15 protein-coding genes are annotated in these 17,182 nt (G+C 64.2%); 2 read left to right on the top strand and 13 right to left on the bottom strand.

The features are described from left to right. Positions 1-152: 152 nt before the first annotated feature. From ampD to CTR2_RS23785, 5 genes are read right to left on the bottom strand one after another with little or no spacing between them, the layout of a single operon-like run. Positions 153-791 carry a 1,6-anhydro-N-acetylmuramyl-L-alanine amidase AmpD gene (gene ampD / locus CTR2_RS23805; protein ID WP_087080462.1) on the bottom strand — a complete coding sequence of 213 codons (639 nt, stop codon included), beginning with the start codon at positions 789-791 and terminating at the stop codon, positions 153-155. Next, positions 784-2,250: a sigma-54-dependent transcriptional regulator gene (locus tag CTR2_RS23800; protein WP_176391694.1), complete on the bottom strand. Its 1,467-nt coding sequence runs from the start codon at positions 2,248-2,250 to the stop codon at positions 784-786. Before CTR2_RS23800 ends, ampD begins: the two co-directional genes overlap by 8 nt. 47 nt (positions 2,251-2,297) lie before the next feature. Then, the gene (locus CTR2_RS23795) at positions 2,298-4,103 is read right to left on the bottom strand and encodes a sensor histidine kinase (RefSeq protein ID WP_087080466.1); all 1,806 of its coding nucleotides are present in this window, start codon (positions 4,101-4,103) and stop codon (positions 2,298-2,300) included. A 4-nt stretch (positions 4,104-4,107) separates the two neighbouring features. Then, positions 4,108-4,353, bottom strand: a complete 246-nt coding sequence (locus tag CTR2_RS23790; RefSeq protein WP_087080468.1) for a PP0621 family protein — start codon at positions 4,351-4,353, stop codon at positions 4,108-4,110. Continuing rightward, positions 4,350-5,156 (bottom strand): cytochrome C assembly family protein, encoded by an 807-nt coding sequence (locus CTR2_RS23785; RefSeq protein ID WP_003075234.1) that lies wholly within the window; start codon positions 5,154-5,156, stop codon positions 4,350-4,352. Before CTR2_RS23785 ends, CTR2_RS23790 begins: the two co-directional genes overlap by 4 nt. Positions 5,157-5,641: 485 nt before the next feature. Between CTR2_RS23785 and ffh the strand changes: the two genes are divergently transcribed. After that, positions 5,642-7,033 (top strand): signal recognition particle protein, encoded by a 1,392-nt coding sequence (gene ffh / locus CTR2_RS23780; protein ID WP_003070990.1) that lies wholly within the window; start codon positions 5,642-5,644, stop codon positions 7,031-7,033. Positions 7,034-7,334: 301 nt separating this feature from the next. After that, positions 7,335-7,913, top strand: a complete 579-nt coding sequence (locus CTR2_RS23775; protein WP_087080469.1) for a C40 family peptidase — start codon at positions 7,335-7,337, stop codon at positions 7,911-7,913. Positions 7,914-7,974: 61 nt separating this feature from the next. Here CTR2_RS23775 and CTR2_RS23770 read toward each other — a convergent pair whose 3' ends face one another. From CTR2_RS23770 to modB, 8 genes are all read right to left on the bottom strand, one after another. After that, on the bottom strand, positions 7,975-8,688 hold the full coding sequence (locus CTR2_RS23770) for a DUF1266 domain-containing protein (RefSeq protein WP_087080471.1): 714 nt from the start codon (positions 8,686-8,688) through the stop codon (positions 7,975-7,977). Then, positions 8,685-9,887 (bottom strand): hypothetical protein, encoded by a 1,203-nt coding sequence (locus CTR2_RS23765; protein WP_087080473.1) that lies wholly within the window; start codon positions 9,885-9,887, stop codon positions 8,685-8,687. The genes CTR2_RS23770 and CTR2_RS23765 overlap by 4 nt, the downstream gene beginning before the upstream one ends. Next, the gene (locus CTR2_RS23760) at positions 9,869-12,181 is read right to left on the bottom strand and encodes a hypothetical protein (RefSeq protein WP_087080475.1); all 2,313 of its coding nucleotides are present in this window, start codon (positions 12,179-12,181) and stop codon (positions 9,869-9,871) included. The genes CTR2_RS23765 and CTR2_RS23760 overlap by 19 nt, the downstream gene beginning before the upstream one ends. A 189-nt stretch (positions 12,182-12,370) precedes the next feature. Continuing rightward, positions 12,371-13,699: a tRNA (N6-isopentenyl adenosine(37)-C2)-methylthiotransferase MiaB gene (miaB, locus tag CTR2_RS23755; protein WP_003071003.1), complete on the bottom strand. Its 1,329-nt coding sequence runs from the start codon at positions 13,697-13,699 to the stop codon at positions 12,371-12,373. A gap of 157 nt (positions 13,700-13,856) precedes the next feature. Further along, the gene (locus CTR2_RS23750; protein WP_087080477.1) at positions 13,857-14,261 is read right to left on the bottom strand and encodes a hypothetical protein; all 405 of its coding nucleotides are present in this window, start codon (positions 14,259-14,261) and stop codon (positions 13,857-13,859) included. 96 nt (positions 14,262-14,357) lie between these two features. After that, positions 14,358-15,221, bottom strand: a complete 864-nt coding sequence (gene fdhD, locus CTR2_RS23745; protein ID WP_087080479.1) for a formate dehydrogenase accessory sulfurtransferase FdhD — start codon at positions 15,219-15,221, stop codon at positions 14,358-14,360. A 57-nt stretch (positions 15,222-15,278) separates the two neighbouring features. Further along, the gene (gene modC, locus CTR2_RS23740; RefSeq protein ID WP_087080481.1) at positions 15,279-16,364 is read right to left on the bottom strand and encodes a molybdenum ABC transporter ATP-binding protein; all 1,086 of its coding nucleotides are present in this window, start codon (positions 16,362-16,364) and stop codon (positions 15,279-15,281) included. Further along, positions 16,361-17,041 (bottom strand): molybdate ABC transporter permease subunit, encoded by a 681-nt coding sequence (gene modB / locus CTR2_RS23735; protein WP_003051416.1) that lies wholly within the window; start codon positions 17,039-17,041, stop codon positions 16,361-16,363. The genes modC and modB overlap by 4 nt, the downstream gene beginning before the upstream one ends. Positions 17,042-17,182: the final 141 nt, after the last annotated feature.

Raw genomic sequence — 17,182 nt, 5'->3', positions numbered from 1 at the left:
GCGCGCGCCATTGACATGCCGTTTCGAAGCCCCGCAACGATGGATGCTCGGGATTTTCAAAATGAGGAGCGCATAGCGCTTGCCAGTACAAGATTTCAGCTGTGAATATGCATGAAATCGAGCGCTGAAAGGCGGTAGATGCTATGAAGATTTCAGGCTGCGCCTGAGGCTGCAGGACTGGGGGGGAATTCCCAGCTTCGAGTGCCGTCTGCTCTGCCCAGTTGCAGCTGCAGCCGCTGCCAGTCAAAACCGGGTCCGGGGTCCTGCTTGCGTCCAGGGGCGATGTGCTCGTGCCCGGCGATGTAGCGCACAGGATATTGCGCCGCGATGGCGATGCAAAGCTGCTGCAGGGCCTGGTACTGCGGAGCTTCAAAGCTCAGGCCTTCCAGGCCTTCGAGTTCGATGCCGATGGAGTCGTCGTTGCAGCGCTCGCGCCCGCGCCATTGGCTGACACCGGCATGCCATGCACGGTCGTCGCAGCTGACGAACTGCCAGATCTCGCCTTGACGCGTGACAAAGAAATGTGACGAAACTTCGAGGCCGCGAATGCCCTGGTAATAGGGGTGGGCGTCCCAGTCCAGCTGATTGGTGAACAGCTGCTGCACCGCGCCTGTGCCGTACTGACCCGGAGGCAGGCTGATGGAATGGATGACCACGAGGTCGATCTGCGCATCCTTGGGACGAGGGCCGAAATTGGGAGATTTCAGGTGACGCGCCGCACCGTACCAGCCGGCCTGCCAAGGCTGCTGTGGCAGCGGCAAGGATGGAGAATGGGGTGCGGGATCAGGCATTGTCGCTCTGGTGTTTGCTGCCTTCGGCCGGCAGGTCTATGCCCAGACGGTCGATGCGGTAGCGAATCTGGCGCAGGCTGATGCCCAGTCTGGCCGCCGTGGCTGTGCGGTTGAAGCTGTTGTCCTGCAGGGCTCTGACCAAAATGCTGCGCTCCTGCTCGTCAAGCCAGCCTTGCAGATCCTCCGGCAGCATGGCCGGACTGCCAGCGTGCTGAGTGTGCGGCGGCGGTGCGCTTGATGCCCAAGCGTCCGAGGAAGCGGTTGCCGCCGCACCAACGTCCTCGGCCGGCACGCAGGATTCGGGCAGGCGCAGCGGGCCTTCCTCGCCCAGTGCAATGGCGCGGTGCAGCACGTTCTCCAGCTCGCGCACATTGCCAGGCAGCGGGAGCCGGGCGATCTGGCTCAGGCTGATGTTGTCCAGCTCCGGCGTAGCCAGTCCGGACTCGCGGGCCAGCTTTTGCAGCAAAGCCTGGCATAGCTGGCCCAGGTCTTCACGGCGCTCGCGCAGCGCGGGCAGCTCGATTTCGATGACATTGAGACGGTAGAACAGGTCCTGGCGGAAATTGCCTGCCTGCACTTCCGCTCCCAGATCGCGGTGGGTGGCGCTGACGATGCGCACATCGACGGTTTCTTCCTGGGTGCTGCCCAGCGGACGAATCTTGCGCTCCTGAATGGCGCGCAGCAGCTTGGCCTGCATGGCCAGGGGCAGGTCGCCGATTTCATCGAGAAACAAGGTGCCGCCCTGTGCGGCCTGGAAGTAGCCGGGCCTGTCCTGTGTGGCACCGGTGTAGGAGCCCTTGCGGGCACCGAAGAACTCGGCTTCGAGCAGGCTTTCCGGGATGGCACCGCAGTTGACTGCGACCATGGGACCGTCGGCCCGCTGGCTGCAGCCGTGCAGGGCGCGTGCCACCAGTTCCTTGCCCGTGCCGGATTCACCGTGGATCAGCACGGGAGCCATGCCTTTGGCGACCTTGGCAATGCGCTGCTTGACCAGTTGCATGGCTTGAGAGTTGCCAACCAGAGCCTCAAGGGCGCCAGCTGGCGTTCCCGCACCAGTGCCGCTGGCGGCCGAGCTGTCGCTTGCCTGCGGGTTGCCGGGCTTGGGCACTGCGCCAATGCCTTGCACGGCCGAAGCCACGACCTGACGGAACTGGCGCAGGTCCACGGGCTTGGTCAGATAGTCGAACGCGCCCGCGCGCAGGGCTTCGACGGCGTTTTCGGCAGAGCCGTAGGCCGTCATGACGATGCAGCGCTCGCTGCGCGACTGATCGCGCAGCTGCAGCAGCAGCTCCATGCCGATCCCGTCGGGCAGGCGCATATCGGTAATCAAGACATCGAAACTGCGGCCTTGCAACTGAGTCATGCCTTCCTGGACCGAGCCCGCGGTTTCCACGCGGTAGCCTTCCCGCAACAAGGTCAGCTCGTAGAGTGTGCGCAGATCCGGTTCATCATCGACCACGAGAATGCTGGCCGCTGCGGATGAGTGAGGCGATGATGTCACTGGGCTTACACCATGATCGAGTCAAACAGAGAGTGGCTTGCGAGGGATGAAGGGCCGCTGCGCAGAGTCACGATAAAGGCATTGCCGTTCACATCGCCTTGCGGTGTGTTGCGGGCCAGGCGTTGATAGCTGATGGAGGCATCGTAGCGCTGGCACAGCTCACGGCATATATAGAGTCCGAGGCCGCTGGAGCGGCTTTGAGAGGAGAAGAACGGCTCGAACAGATGGCGCTCGACGCTGGACTCCAGCGGTGCCCCATCACTCCAGACCATGAACCAGCAGGTGTCGTCCTGCGGTGCGAGACCCTGGATCTGACCGTTCAAGGGCCCGTGGCCGCTGATCAGCTGCAGGCCCGCCTCATTGCCGGCATGGCTGCGGTGGCGCTGGGCATTGTCCAGCAAGTTGATCAGCACGCGGCGCAGATGCTCTTCATCGAACAGGATATGGCGGGCCGTTGCATTGAGCCGCAGCAGAAGCTGGCGCGGCGGGGCGGCCTGTATGCGCCATTCATGGCTGATCTGGGCCAGCAGGGTGTCCAGCGGCAGCGACTGGCCCTGATGGGTTTCTGCACCCTGCTGCACGCGTGCCAGGTTGAGGATTTCTTCGGCGATGCGGGCCAGTCGGTCGGCGTTCTGCCCCACGATGCGGCATAGCTGTTGCGGGCCGGGTTGGCTCGCCAGGTCTTCGGCCAGCAGCGCATTGGCCTGGGTGATGGCGGCCAGCGGGTTGCGTATTTCATGGGCCACGGCAGCCGACATACGGCCCATGGAGGCCAGCTTTTCGGTGCGCAGCTGCGCTTCCATCTCGCGCAGGTCGTGAAGAAACATGACGCAAAGCGAGTGGCTGGCTTGCGCCTGCGGACCTTCGTCCAGATAGGGCGCCGAAACTTCGGTGATGCGTGTGCGCACATGCATGCCCGTGGCGCCGTGTCGCTCATGGGCCTGCAGATGGATCGTGGCGGACAGCGGGCGGGCATGGGCGAAGCTGGCCTGTGTCGCATGCGCCAGCGGCTCCCACCAGCTGTGGGCCTGCAGGGAAAAAGGCTGGGGGTGATCCATGGCGAGGCCCAGCAGCTGCAGCGCGGCGGGGTTGGCCTGCAGCACCTGCAGGCTGGAGTCGACCACCAGCACCCCGTCGGAGAAGTGGTTGATCACCAGGCTGTTGACCTGCTCCTGGGTCTGGGTGCGCAAGCGGTTGAACAGGGCCTGGGAGCGCTCGCGCCGGACACGCTTGGCCAGCTCGTGCGTGAGATAGGCCACGCAGAAATAGCCGGCACAGGAAAAAGCCGCCTGGTAATAGGACTGGGCGCCGTCGTTGAGCCTGCCGTGGTATTGCCAGAAGGTGTAGGCCAGCGTCAGCAGCGTGATGCTGGCCGTGGTGCCAAAGGCCAGCATCAGTCCGCCCAGCGCCGAGGAGATCAGGACGGGAATGGCCAGCAGCGCGGTGTAGTTGAGCGAGCCGACCTGAAAGATCTGCAGCAGAAAGATCGCCGCAATGTCGACGCCGATCACGGGCAGCCATTGCAGGGCTGCGCGAGGCGCCGGCAAATGGCGTCCGGCAGCCAGGCGCAGTACGACGGTCAGCGTCAGATAGGTGAAGCAGATCAGCCAGGCCAGGGGGGAGCTGATGTTCTGCAGCTGCAGATTCAGTGTCTGCAGCAGCACCAGGGCCAGCGCCAGAAGCACGCGGCCGCTGAGGAAGGCCTGCCACAGACGCACGAACGGGGCGTTGAGGCTGGCGTCCGCGCGCCGGCTGATGGCTTCATCGAGCGGGATGGCGGTGTGCTGCCAGGGCGAGGCGGAGTTCACCATGCGGTCAGTGACGGGCAGTGTCTTGCTGGGCCAGGCGGCGGTGTTCCGCGCTGCAGAAGATCTTGCCCGAGTCGTCGTTGACGGCATCTGCTTGCGGCAGGTGAAGGCCGCAGTGAGCGCAAGCTACCATGGTCTGTGCCTGCTTGGGGGAGTTGGCAGGCCTGGTCTGCTCGGCCACTTCTGCGCGGCGTTTGCTGCGCCAGATGCCGACAGCCACCACCACGACCAGCAGGACCAGCAAATACTTCATGCTGCGCGCTCCAGCAGGACTTCAATCACAAAGCGCGAGCCGACATAGGCCAGCAGCAAAAAGATGGCGCCGATATAAAGAACACGTACGGCGCTTTGGCCGCGCCAGCCGAATCGCTTGCGGCCGAACAGCAGCACGGCAAATGCCAGCCAGGACAGCAGGGAAAAAATGGATTTGTGATTCCACACCCATGCCTTGCCGTAGAGCTGCTCGCCAAACAGCCAGCCTGCGGCCAGTGTGGCGGTCAGCAGCACAAAGCCTGCTCCGACAAAACGGAAGGTCAGCCGCTCCAGCGTCAGCAGCGGCAGTCCGCTGTCATGGTCGCCACCCTGGCGCATCTGCCGCTCGGCATGGCTCATCAGCGCGCCATGAACGACGGCTGCGGCAAACAGGCCGTAGGAAGCAATACCCAGAGCCAGATGCAGCGGCAGCCAGGGTGAGGCGTTGACGTGCAGCGGTGTGCCGGGGAACACCACGGCCAGAAGCACGGCCACGCTGCCCAGTATGGACAGCGGCCAGCGCGAGCGCAGCTGCGGGTAAAGCTGCTGCTCCACCACATAGACGGTCAGCACCAGCCAGGCAGTGATCGAGAGTGCAGGAGCAAAGCCGAAGTGCGGAAGCTCTCCAAGCAGACCCCAGCCCAGCAGCAGGGCATGCAGTGCCCAGGCCAGGCGCAGGCAGCGACGGGCACCGGCTTCTTGCAGGTGCTGGGTGGCAAGCGCAGGAATGGCGTAGGCAATGGCTGCTGCCATGGCCAGGATCCAGCCAATGGGGCCAGCTGCGGTGAGCGGTTGGGAGAGCATGCTTTCTATGATAGTGCCGCTGGCCCGCACTCATCTTTTGCAGGCCGTTGCCGCCCGTCAATTTTGTGCTTAAAGCGTTGCCTGAACCCGGTCAGGAGCGTGGGTTTGAGCGCTTGCGAGCAGATCGTCGACTTTTGAGCCCGGCCTTCAAGGATTTTCTCCTGCCGGGCGATGTCTTCAGCCCTCCCGCCCAGCCGGCCAGTTTTGCGCCACGAGCAAGGACTTGCAGGAGAGCTCGATTCAGGTCCATTCAGGGCCAGCCTGGTCTCTTTCGAGGGAGCTGTGGGGCCGAGCGCAGCGACGTTGCACGCCTGAGGCAGATCACGGACAAGCCTGCGGGGCATCGTCAATCAAGGGCAGCGGGTAAAATGACTGTTCATGCAGCTTCGCCTCGCCTGAGCTGGGTCCGCAAGCTGCCCGGAGAGCCGTGCTGCCAGCTTGCACACGACTCCCGTCCATCCATAACTTTCGAATGCTTTTTGCTTATGGCCTCCGCACTCACCGATAAACTCTCGCGCCTTGTCAAGGAGATGCGCGGCCAGGCCCGCATCACCGAGTCCAATGTGCAGGACATGCTGCGCGAGGTGCGCATGGCCTTGCTGGAGGCCGACGTGGCCCTGCCCGTGGTGCGCGACTTCATTGCCCGCGTCAAGGAAAAAGCGCTGGGCCAGGAAGTCATCAGCTCGTTGCAGCCCGGCCAGGTGCTGGTCTCCATCGTCAACAAGGAGCTGGCGGCGACCATGGGCGAAGGCGTGGCCGACATCAACCTCAACGCCCAGCCTCCGGCCGTCATTCTGATGGCCGGTCTGCAGGGCGCCGGCAAGACCACCACCACGGCCAAGCTGGCCAAGCATCTGATCGAAAAGCGCAAGAAAAAGGTGCTCACGGTTTCGGGAGACGTGTATCGCCCCGCGGCCATCGAGCAGCTCAAGACCGTGACGGCCCAGGCTGGCGCCGAGTGGTTCCCCTCCACGCCCGACCAGAAGCCCCACGATATTGCCGTGGCTGCGATCGACTACGCCAAAAAGCATTTCTTCGATGTGCTGCTGGTGGATACGGCCGGCCGTCTGGCCATCGACGAGCTGCTGATGGCCGAAATCAAGGATTTGCACGCCACGCTCAAGCCCGTCGAAACCCTGTTCGTGGTCGATGCCATGCAAGGCCAGGATGCGGTCAACACCGCCAAGGCCTTCAAGGAAGCGCTGCCGCTGACCGGTATCGTGCTGACCAAGCTCGACGGCGATTCGCGCGGCGGTGCGGCGCTGTCGGTGCGCCAGATCACGGGCGCGCCCATCAAGTTCGCCGGTGTCTCGGAAAAGATCGACGGCCTGGAAGTCTTTGATGCCGACCGCCACGCACAGCGCGTGCTGGGCATGGGCGACATCGTGGCCCTGGTCGAGCAGGTCACCAAGGGCGTGGACATGGAAGCCGCGCAGAAGATGGCCGAGAAGCTCAAGAGCGGCGACGGCTTCGACCTCAATGACTTTCTGGCCCAGCTGCAGCAGATGAAGCAGATGGGTGGTCTCTCGACCCTGATGGACAAGCTGCCCGCCGAGCTGGCCGGCAAGGCCGGTCAGGTCGATATGGACAAGGCCGAGCGCGAGATCAAGCGCAAGGAAGGCATCATCTGCTCCATGACCTTCAAGGAGCGCAAGAACCCCGCCCTGATCAAGGCCACGCGCAAAAAGCGTATCGCAGACGGCGCCGGCGTGCAGGTGCAGGAAGTCAACCGCCTGCTCAAGGAGTTCGAGCAGATGCAGACCATGATGAAGAAGTTCAAGGGCGGCGGCCTCATGAAGATGATGAAGAAGATGGGCGGCATGAAGGCCATGAAGGGCATGATGGGCGGCGGCGGCATGCCCAAGCTGCCGTTCTGATAATTGATCATCCCCCCTGAGCCGCTGCGCGGCTTCCCCTGGCCGGGTGCCCCCCAAGGGGGACGACAGCTTCGCTGCGCGGCGGCGCTTGCTGGCTGTCCCTGAGTTGGGGTGTGCTTGGTTTGAGATCAGCGATCTATAAAAAGTGAGCTGCTTGCGCTTGTTGTTTATGGGTTTGGATGAGAAATGCATCTGAATCAAAGGCATGACAAGCGAGAGCAGCTCACTTTTTTGTAAAGAAGCGCAGTAATTGTGGGTAGACGGTGGCTGTATGGGCGGCTTTCTGAGAACATGCCTTTCCATGAAGCTACAAGACAGGACTTTCGTGGAGGCGGGTCAGCGGCAAGCTCTGCCTCAATGTCTGGAGCGCCGCGGCGCGCTGCTGCTGGCGGGCTCGCTGCTTGCGGTGCTGGCAGGCTGTTCCACCACCAAAGACAAGCCCCGCCCTGCTGCGCAAGGCGGATCTTCCGCGCGCCTGGCCAATGCCCTGAGTCTGGATGCAGAGCTGCGCGAGTCCTTGCTGGCACGCACCATGCTGGTGGTCAACACGCCTTACACCTATGGCGGCAACTCGCCTGAAGGCGGTTTTGACTGCAGCGGTCTGATTCAGTGGGCCGTGGGGGGCATCACGGAAATGCGCCTGCCCCGCACCACATCGCAATGGGCGCAGGCCAGCAACCCGGTGGACGGACGCGATCTGATGCGCGGCGACTTTGTGTTTTTCAACACTCTGGGCGGGCGCTATTCCCATATGGGAATTTTTGTGGGCAACGGACAGTTTGTGCACGCGCCGTCCAGCGGTGGAACGGTGCAGCGGGTACGCATGGACAATGTGTACTTCGCCAGGCGATTCACGGAAGCCCGAAGCATCTTTGCCTGAACGCCTGCGCTGCGGATGTAAAAAGGGACTGCCTGGCAGTCCCTCGGTTTTTGCGGGTGTCTCACACTGGTGCCGCAGGCTCGGAGGCGGGCCCTGCCTCATCGCCGGTCAGCGGCAGATTCCAGCTCATCGCATGCCAGGGGTGCTGCTCCTGCGTCACCCATTGAGCCACTTCTTCGGACGTGAAGGCCTTGCCCAGCACATCGCTGCGGCCTTGTGCCAGCCATTGCGCGCGGCCCTGGGCATAGGCCTGGCCGAAAGCAAGCCAGCTGTCGAAGCATTGCTGGGCGCGCTGGGCGTTGAGCTGAAGGATGTCCCAATGCAGGGCTTCGTCCGTCCATTCCAGCAGCCTGGCGCTGCGCACGAAAAAGGTCACGCGCGCACAGGCAAACGCCATTGCGGCGCGCACGTCGTCGCTGCGCTGCAGGCGTTGCAGATCCAGCATGAACCAGCGCTGGCGCAGTGCGTCGGGCAGTTGCTGGCGCACCTGTTCGTCGCTGAGGTCGGTGCGCAGGCCAAGATGGTGCAGGATCATGGGGCGCAGCTGCCTGGCCAGCGCATCGTCAGCGCCATGCAGATCGCTGGCAAAGCCGCCTTGCATGGCGTGGTAGGCCATGGGGTGGGCCAGGGCCAGGGCCCAGTTGCGCTCCTGGCTGCCCGCCTGGTAGCTGATGATGTCGCCGCGTTGCTTGGCCTCCTTGAGGCGCTTGAAGCCGCCGCGCAGCACCCAGTAGATCAGGGCCACGATGAGCAGAAAGATCGTCCATCCGCTCATGTGCGAACTCCTGGGCGACCGGGGCGCTTTCTGGCCATCAGCAAGCTCTGTTTCAGTGCGGCGGATTTGGGCATGCGTTCAATGACTTCGCTGTCCAGCGAATCCTTGCGTGCCGCCACCATCCACTGCATCAGTGGTGACTGCAGATTGAGCCGGGGCAGCAGGGCGGGGTGCTGCTGCATCAGCCACAGTTGTTCGTCGTCGGTCTGCAGCTCCTGCACCGAGCACCAGGGCGCCAACCCCGGATGGGACTTCAGCAGCTCGGGCGGGCGGCGCACAATGCCCATGGACAGTGCGTCCTCGGGCACCTCGTCGTTGAGTGGCAGATGGTTGAGCAGAGTCACCACATCGGGCATATAGCGTGCAATCGGCGGTCGGTTCTGCTTGCCCTTGATCTGCTCGATCTGAAGCTTGCCGTCCTTTTGCACATAGGCATTGACGGTGATGCGGGGCTGTGCAGTGCCCGTGCGGTAGCTGAACAGCCGCATGCGCCCCGACTCGAGACCCTCGGCGTAATGTTCTCCATAGCCGCCGCTGAAGGACTTGCGGTTGGCAAACTGGCCCACGCAGTGGCCCATCATCTGGCTTTCATAGGCCATTTCCTGGCGCATCTGCGCACTTGTGCCGTCAAACTCCACAAAGGTACCGTGCTGGCCACGCAGCAGTCCGTGCACGGCGCCCGAGCTGTGTTCAACCCGGCCGCTGTTCTGCTTTTTCTCGAAAGCCAGATGCTCCAGCGTCCAGCGCGCCAGTGCCTGTGGGCAGTTCACGCGCTGCAGCTTGCCTTCGAGAGAGGTGCCCTTGCGGGTGGAGAGAAATTCCACCAGCCGTGTCTCCAGCGCCAGCAGGGCGGCGCTGTCGGGCTGCACCCACCAGAGGTCGGGCAGCTCGAAGCCGGCCTGCTTGCGCGCCAGCCGCTCCAGCGCCCAGGCCGGCGGCTCCTGGCGGCCGGCCAGCTCCTGCAACTGCCGGACGTCGGCAATGCGCAGCACGGCAGGCTCGTCGGCCTGCAGATTGCCCACCACATGACGGTAGAAGTGATTGCCCAGCCAGGCGGCGACATCGGCGGCGTCGCCGCGCTCCGTGCTGCGCTCCTTGATGCGCTGCTTGATGGCCGGCGCGTTGACGACATCGCGCGCCTTGTAGGCACTGGCGGCAGCGGCTTTTTCGACGACCTGATTCACCAGAATTTCCACCATGGCTTGCGACCCGATGCCGCAGCGCCGGCCTGGGCGTCGCGCTCGGCCAGCTTGCGCTCGGCACGCTCAATGCCGGACTGCGACATGCGCCGTTCGTCTTCGTCGTCGTCCTTGTCCAGATAGCTGTTGGCTTGCTTGTGCAGTGCCACGGATTCTTCCAGCAGCTCGGGGTAGGCTTCCAGCGCACAGGCCAGGCGGCGCAGCGGATAGCAGTCCTGCAGCGCAATGACTTCTTCCTGATGCGTGCGCAGGCGCGGCAGCACCAGCTCGGGGCGTGTGCTGGAGAAAAAGTCCAGCATGGACATCAGGGACGCCAGGTAGTTGCGGCGCACGTCGCGCTGCTCGTCCTCATCCAGGTCGTGGAACCATTGGTCCAGACGCTCCATCCAGATGCTGATCTCGTCATCGCGATTGAGCTTGTAGAGCGACAGGGCGACGGTGGAGAAGTAACGCGTGGGTTCGTGGCGGCTGTAGCCATGCTCCTGGGCGAAATGCCACAGGCGCTCGGCCTCGACCACGGTCTGCGCGTCGTCGTCCTTGCCCACGGCACACCACAGCAGGCCGTTGTGATGTTCGGCAAACGGGCTGCTGCCCAGTCCCTTGTGGTGCAGCTCGGCCGCCTCGTCGTAGCGGTCCATGAAGCGGTACTTGATGGCCAGGTTGTTGCAGAGCATGGAGTACACATGCAGGTCGCCATCCTTGAAACGGCCCTGGCCAGTCGCCCAGAAATGCTCGAAGCGGGCAAGACCTTCCTCGTAGTAGCGCACGACCAGAGGCTCGCGCACCTCCTGCGCAGGCACTTTCTTCTTGCCGCCCATCAGCGGAGCCAGATCGTCTGCATCGTCAAGGACCACGCCGGCGGCGTAGCACCAGTGCGCGCCATGGGCTTGGGGGAAGGGCCGAGCCAGCGCTTCATCCAGCGGCAGCGCGGCAAAGCGGGCAGCCCAGAGCGCGGGCAACTTGTCGCTGTCGGCCATCTCGGGGTGCTGGCCCACGCCAATTTCCAGCAGCGGCAGAGCCTGCTCCATCTGGCGCTTGCGTGCCAGACGCAGGCCGTCGAGCAGAGCCAGCACCGGATGGGCCGGCTGGGCTGCGCGCACCATGTTCAGATAGAAGTCCGCAGGGTGCAGCGGCACTTCCTCTTGTGCGAGCAACTGGCGCATGTCCTCGTCGGTCTGACCCATGGCCAGAACCAGTGCCCAGGTGATGGCGTTGGCCGGGTCGTTGCTGAACTGTTCCTTGGCCAGTTGAAAAGCGGCCACGGCCGAGACGGGGCGAGCGTGGAGCACGCTCTCCAGCGCCAGATCGGCGGCCTCCTTCAAGCGGCCGGTCTGCACCAGCCAATCCAGTTGGGAAGCGCTGAAGGGATCGCCCGAGTCATCCGTCAGGCCGAAGTGTCCCTGAGGCGCCAGCTGCAGTGCGGCCTCCAGCTGACCGGCCTGCGCACAGGCCTGGGCTTGCAGTCGCACGATCTTGACCTGGCGATGCGCCTTGACGGCCTGCGATGGGGGCGGGCTCTCCAGGCGGGCGAGCTGTTGCTCGCAGGCCATGAGCAGCGCGGGCAGGCTTTGCGGGGCCAGCGGCAGCACATGGTCGGCCAGCGTCATCCAGCGGTCAAAGTCCACCTGCTGATCGGGCGCGGCATCGCGCAATATATTGATGGCGTTTTGCACGAGGCTGGCAGCCTCGCTGGCGTGGCCGCTTTTCTGGGCCATTTCCGCCTTGCGAACGCAGACGATGGCATCGAGATAGGCCGCATCTTCGGCCAGATCGGGGTTGCGACGCTCCTGGGCGCGTTGTAGCTCAAGGCCCGTGGCCGCAGCTTCCCAGGCCTGGAGCTGCGAGGCCATCCAGTGCCAGCCATGCCAGTAGTTGTCGCTGTCCACATCCTCGGGCAGCCGGGCAATGGCTTGTGCCGCCGCACCCAGCAAGGCTTGCGCGGAGGGCTGGTCAAAGCCCATGCGGCTCTGGATGTCGCTCAGGCTCAGGCGCAGCATCGCTTCGGCAGGACTCAGCTCGTCGGCGCCGGAAAGAACGGCGGCGCGATGCTGCTGCAGCAAGGTGTTGGCCGCTTCGGGCTGATCGAGATAGAGCCAGAAGTCGTGAACGCGTTCAAGCTCCTGCACGGTGGCTGGGGCAAAGTTCTGTTGCCCCATCAACTCCACCGCCGCGGCGATGCGGTCCTGACGGCTGATGCTGCCGGGCTTGTCGTCGTTGTAGTCGTTCAGTAGCTCATGGGCTTGATCCAGCAGGGCGTAGATGGCTTCGCCCTGCAGTGCAGCAGTTTGGTTCATGGTGTCCAGAGTTCAATCCGAGGCAGCTTGGCCCCAATAGGCCACCATCCTAGCGGCGGATTGAAGAGGCGTGTGCCATCCGGCAAGGCATCACCATTTGTTACAGAATTTATAACCAGTCATGAAAAAAAAGCCTGCGCGGCATGGCCGGCAGGCTTTGGGTAGATGAGGCCAGGGAATGCCGGGCCATCAATCCTTGACCAGGACTTCGCCGCGCAAGGTGTAAGCCTTGGCTTCGGTAATCTTCACGTCCACCATCTGTCCGATCAAACGCTCGTTGCCGGGGAAGTTGACCACGCGGTTGCAATAGGTGCGGCCCATCAGTTCGCTGCCGTCGCGCTTGCTCACGCCTTCGACCAGCAGGCGTTGCACCGTGCCGACACGCTCTTCGCTGATCTCCTTGATGTTGGTGTTGATCACGGCCTGCAGCTCCTGCAGGCGGCGCAGCTTGACTTCGTGCGGTGTGTCGTCGTGCAGATTGGCCGCCGGCGTGCCGGGGCGGGGACTGAAGATGAAGCTGAACGAGTTGTCGAAGCGCACGTCGTGGATGAGCTTCATCATCTTCTGGAAGTCCTCTTCGGTCTCGCCGGGAAAGCCGACGATGAAGTCGCTGCTCATGGCCAGATCGGGACGGATGGCGCGCAGCTTGCGGATGGTGCTCTTGTATTCCATGGCCGTGTAGCCGCGCTTCATGGCCATGAGAATCTTGTCGCTGCCATGTTGCACGGGCAGATGCAGGTGGCTGACCAGTTGCGGAATCTTGGCGTAGGCCTCGATCAGGCGCGGCGTGAATTCGTTGGGATGGCTGGTGGTGTAGCGGATGCGCTCGATGCCGGGAATCTCGGCCACATATTCCAGCAGCAGCGCGAAGTCGGCCATCTCGCTGCTGTCGCCCATCTTGCCCAGGTAGGCGTTGACGTTCTGGCCCAGCAGCGTGATTTCCTTCACGCCTTGCTCGGCCAGGCCCGCGACTTCCACCAGCACGTCCTCGAACGGGCGGCTGACTTCCTCGCCGCGCGTATAGGGCACGACGCAGTAGCTGCAATATTTGGAGCAGCCCTCCATGATGGAGACAAAGGCCGAAGCGCCTTCCACGCGTGCCGGCGGCAGGTGGTCGAACTTCTCGATTTCGGGGAAGGAGATATCGACCTGGGGCTTGGCCTTGGCCGCACGCTGATTGAGCAGCTCGGGCAGGCGGTGCAGGGTCTGGGGACCGAAGACCACATCGACAAACGGAGCGCGCTTGATGATCTCGGCACCCTCCTGGCTGGCCACGCAGCCGCCCACGCCGATCAGCACGCCTTTTTCCTTGAGATGGCGGATGCGGCCCAGATCGCTGAACACTTTTTCCTGGGCCTTCTCGCGCACCGAGCAGGTATTGAACAGAATCAGATCGGCCTCGTCCACGTTCTGCGTGGGCTCGTAACCCTGGGCGGCGCCCAGCACATCGGCCATCTTGTCCGAGTCGTACTCGTTCATCTGGCAGCCAAAGGTTTTGATAAAGACTTTCTTGCTCATGGGGCGCTCTTGTCAGGTGGGCCTGCAGTGTCTGCAAGCACAAAGTGATAGCGGCTGGCGCCTGCCATCACTCGATTTGGATATGGAAACAGTTCGAGAAGCTTGCAGAAAAAGCGCAAGCAGCTCTTTAATCAATAGCGGTCGGCGCGTGCCGAACTCAGCTGCCGAAAACGCGCTGCAGCAGCGTGCGCGGCTGAATCGGCTTGTATTTCTCGATCTCGGCAGGGGTCAGGATCCAGGCCGTGTGCAGGCCCTGGGTCTGCGGCTCGATCACATAGCCCACCAGCATCTTCTGGCCCGCATAGTTGCTGGCAAAAACAATGCTGCGCTCGCGGCTGAACAGGCGAAAGCCGGGCGTGGTGCGAATGGCCGTGCCGTTGATGGCCACTTCGGGGAAATTGGTGACCGTCATTTCGCCGAACTGCGCCGTGGGCGGAAAGTTGCGCGTGTTGTCCGAGGGCAGGCCCTGGGCCAGCGCCGGCAGGCTGGCGCTGGCGGCAGCAGCCAGCAGGGTGCAGCCCCAGAGGCGGCGGCTGAAGCGGGTGGTGGTGCAGCGGTTCATGGTGTATATCCAGGGGCTGATCGTGGGGCGGTCAGAGCTGGAGCCATGGCCGCAATGCCGTGATTCTAGAGGCTGGCGCTTGGCAGCAGGGCTTGCTCAGGCTTTGCCGCCCGCAGCATAGAGCACGGCCTTGGGCGGGCGGCACAGCCCCCAGAAGCGCAGGCCCGTCAGCTCCGCCATGCGCACGCCCATGGCGGTGGGCGCGGAAATCGTGGCCAGCGCCGCGATGCCGACCTTGGCGCATTTGCGCACCAGTTCATGGCTGCCGCGGCTGGACAGCAGTACAAAGCCGGGTTCGCCGAGGCGGCCCGTGCGCGCCAGCCGGCCGACCAGCTTGTCCAGCGCATTGTGGCGGCCCACGTCTTCGAGCACATCCGTGATGTCGCCCGCCAGCGTGGCCCAGCCAGCGGCATGGATGGCGCCGGCTTCGGCATTCAGGATCTGGTGCGGGGCCAGGGCGTCGATCGCCTTGAGCACGGTGGCGGCGTCGACCTGCTCCAGCCAGTCCTGGGGCGGCAGGGCATCAAACGACAGGTCCAGCGCCGCAAAGCTCTCGACTCCGCAGACACCGCAACCCGTGCGGCCCGTCATGCTGCGGCGCCTGTCTTTGAGCCGCGCAAAGCAGCGCGAGGCGATGTCGAGCTGCACTTCCATGCCGTCCATGCCTTCGGGCAGGCCGGCCGCCGCGGCGGACACGGGGCGGGCTTCGATGCCGTAGCAGTCCGAGGCGCTGTCGATGATGCCCTCGGTCAGCGCAAAGCCCAGGGCAAAGTCTTCCACGTCGGTGGGCGAGCCCATCATCACCGCATGCGAGATGCCGTTGAAGACCAGCGCGATCGGCACCTCGGCCGCCAGCACGCGCTCCTGCCGCTCCTGCTGCCCGGCGTTGAAGAAGCTCACGGCATGGGTGTGCAGCGGTGCTATCGGCTGGGCAGGGACGGGGCAGGCGGACTCGGTCATGGGCTGATGATAGTCAGCAGGCGCATCCCTTGCCGGCAAGGGGCGGATGCGCTGCGCTCAGTCCAGCAGCGCCATGCCCTTGATCTGGGCAAACACCGGCATGCCGGCCTGCAATTGCAAGGCCTTGGCCGAGTGCCGGGTGATTCTGGCCAGCAGCCGGGTGCCGCCCGCCTGCAGCGAGACCATGACCTGCCCCGGCCCGTCCTCGCGCAGGTCCAGCACCTGCACCGGCAGGATGTTGAGAATGCTGCTGCCCTCGGGCCTGAGCAGACTCAGGCTGACATCGCGCGCCTGCACGCGCAGCGGCACCGGGCTGCCGGGCTCGCGCGGGCGGGCCATGACGAGTTGCAGCCGGCCCCCGTCAAAGACCAGGGTGCTCAGATGATCGGCGGCGTCGTGGGCCTGCACCGTGGCATGGACCACGCTGGAGGCCACGTCGCCATGGGCCAGCGGCAGATCGAGGCTGGAGAGCAGCTCGGTGACGGAGCCCTGCGCCAGCACCTTGCCCGCGCCGAGCAGCACCATATGCTGGGCCAGGCGCGCGACCTCGTCCATGGAGTGGCTGACATAGATCACTGGAATCCGCAGATGCCGCTGCAACTGCTCCAGATAGGGCAGAACCTCGGCCTTGCGCTGGGCGTCGAGCGCGGCCAGGGGTTCGTCCATGAGCAGCACTTCGGGGCTGGTGGCCAGCGCTCTTGCAATCGCCACGCGCTGGCGCTCGCCACCCGAGAGCGTGGCGGGCATGCGCTCCATCAGATGGGCAATGCCCAGAAGTTCGACGGCTCTTTCCTTGGAGACCTTGCGGCGTTGCTGCGGCGTGCGCCTGAGTCCGTAATCGATATTGCGCTGCACCGAAAGGTGCGGGAACAGGCTGGCTTCCTGGAACACATAGCCGAGCGCGCGCTGGTGTGTGGGCAGCCATTGCCGGCCGGCATCGTCCTGCCAAACGGTCTGGTTGACGGTGACGCGGCCTTGGGCCCGCTCCAGTCCGGCGAGGCTGCGCAGGCAGGTGGTCTTGCCGCAGCCCGAGGGGCCGAACAGGGCCGTCACTCCGTGGCCGGGAAGCTGCAGATCCACATCGAGTGCAAAGTCCGGCCGGGTCAGCTTGAGCTGGGCGGTGATGAAGTGGGCAGCGGTCATGCGCGGCGCTCCGCTTTGGGTTGCAGCCAGTTCAGGGCCAGCAGCACGATGAAGGAGAACACCACCATGCCGGCCGCCAGCAGATGGGCGTGCCCGTACTCCATGGCTTCCACATGGTCGTAGATCTGTACCGAGACCACGCGCGTGACGCCGGGGATATTGCCGCCCAGCATCAGCACCACGCCGAACTCGCCCACGGTGTGGGCAAAGGTCAGCACGGCAGCGGTGATGAAGCCGGGCCGCGCCAGCGGCAGGGCCACGGTCAGAAAGCGGTCCAGCGGACTGGCGCCCAGACTGGCCGCCGCCTCCATGGGGCGCGGGCCCAGGGCTTCAAACGCACGTTGCAGCGGTTGCACGGTGAACGGCATGGAGTAGATCAGCGAGCCCACCACCAGGCCGGCAAAGGTGAACGGCAGATTGCCCAGGCCCATGGCCTGCGTAAGCTTGCCTATGGGGCCGTTGGGGCCCATGGTAACCAGCAGATAGAACCCGATGACGGTGGGCGGCAGCACCAGCGGCAGCGCCACGACCGCACCGATCGGGCCGCGCCAGCGCGAACGGGTATGGGCCAGCCACCAGGCCAGTGGCGTGCACAGCAGCATGAGCAGCACGGTGGTCACGCCTGCGAGCTTGAGCGTGAGCCAGATGGCTGCGTAGTCTTCGGCATTCAGTTGCATGGAATCAAAAACAGGACTGGCGCAAACCGGGATGCGCGAGGGATGTCTCCATCGACCCCGCACCCTTCCCGATCCGCAGCCGCACAGGCCGCAAAAAAAGACCCTTGGAGTGCCCAGCTTAGCCGAGCAGCGCCAAGGGTA

This window comes from Comamonas thiooxydans (assembly GCF_002157685.2).
GTDB lineage: Bacteria > Pseudomonadota > Gammaproteobacteria > Burkholderiales > Burkholderiaceae_C > Comamonas > Comamonas testosteroni_H.
The sequence above is the reverse complement of the archived record's forward strand: the minus strand, read 5'-3'. Positions and strand labels throughout refer to the sequence as shown.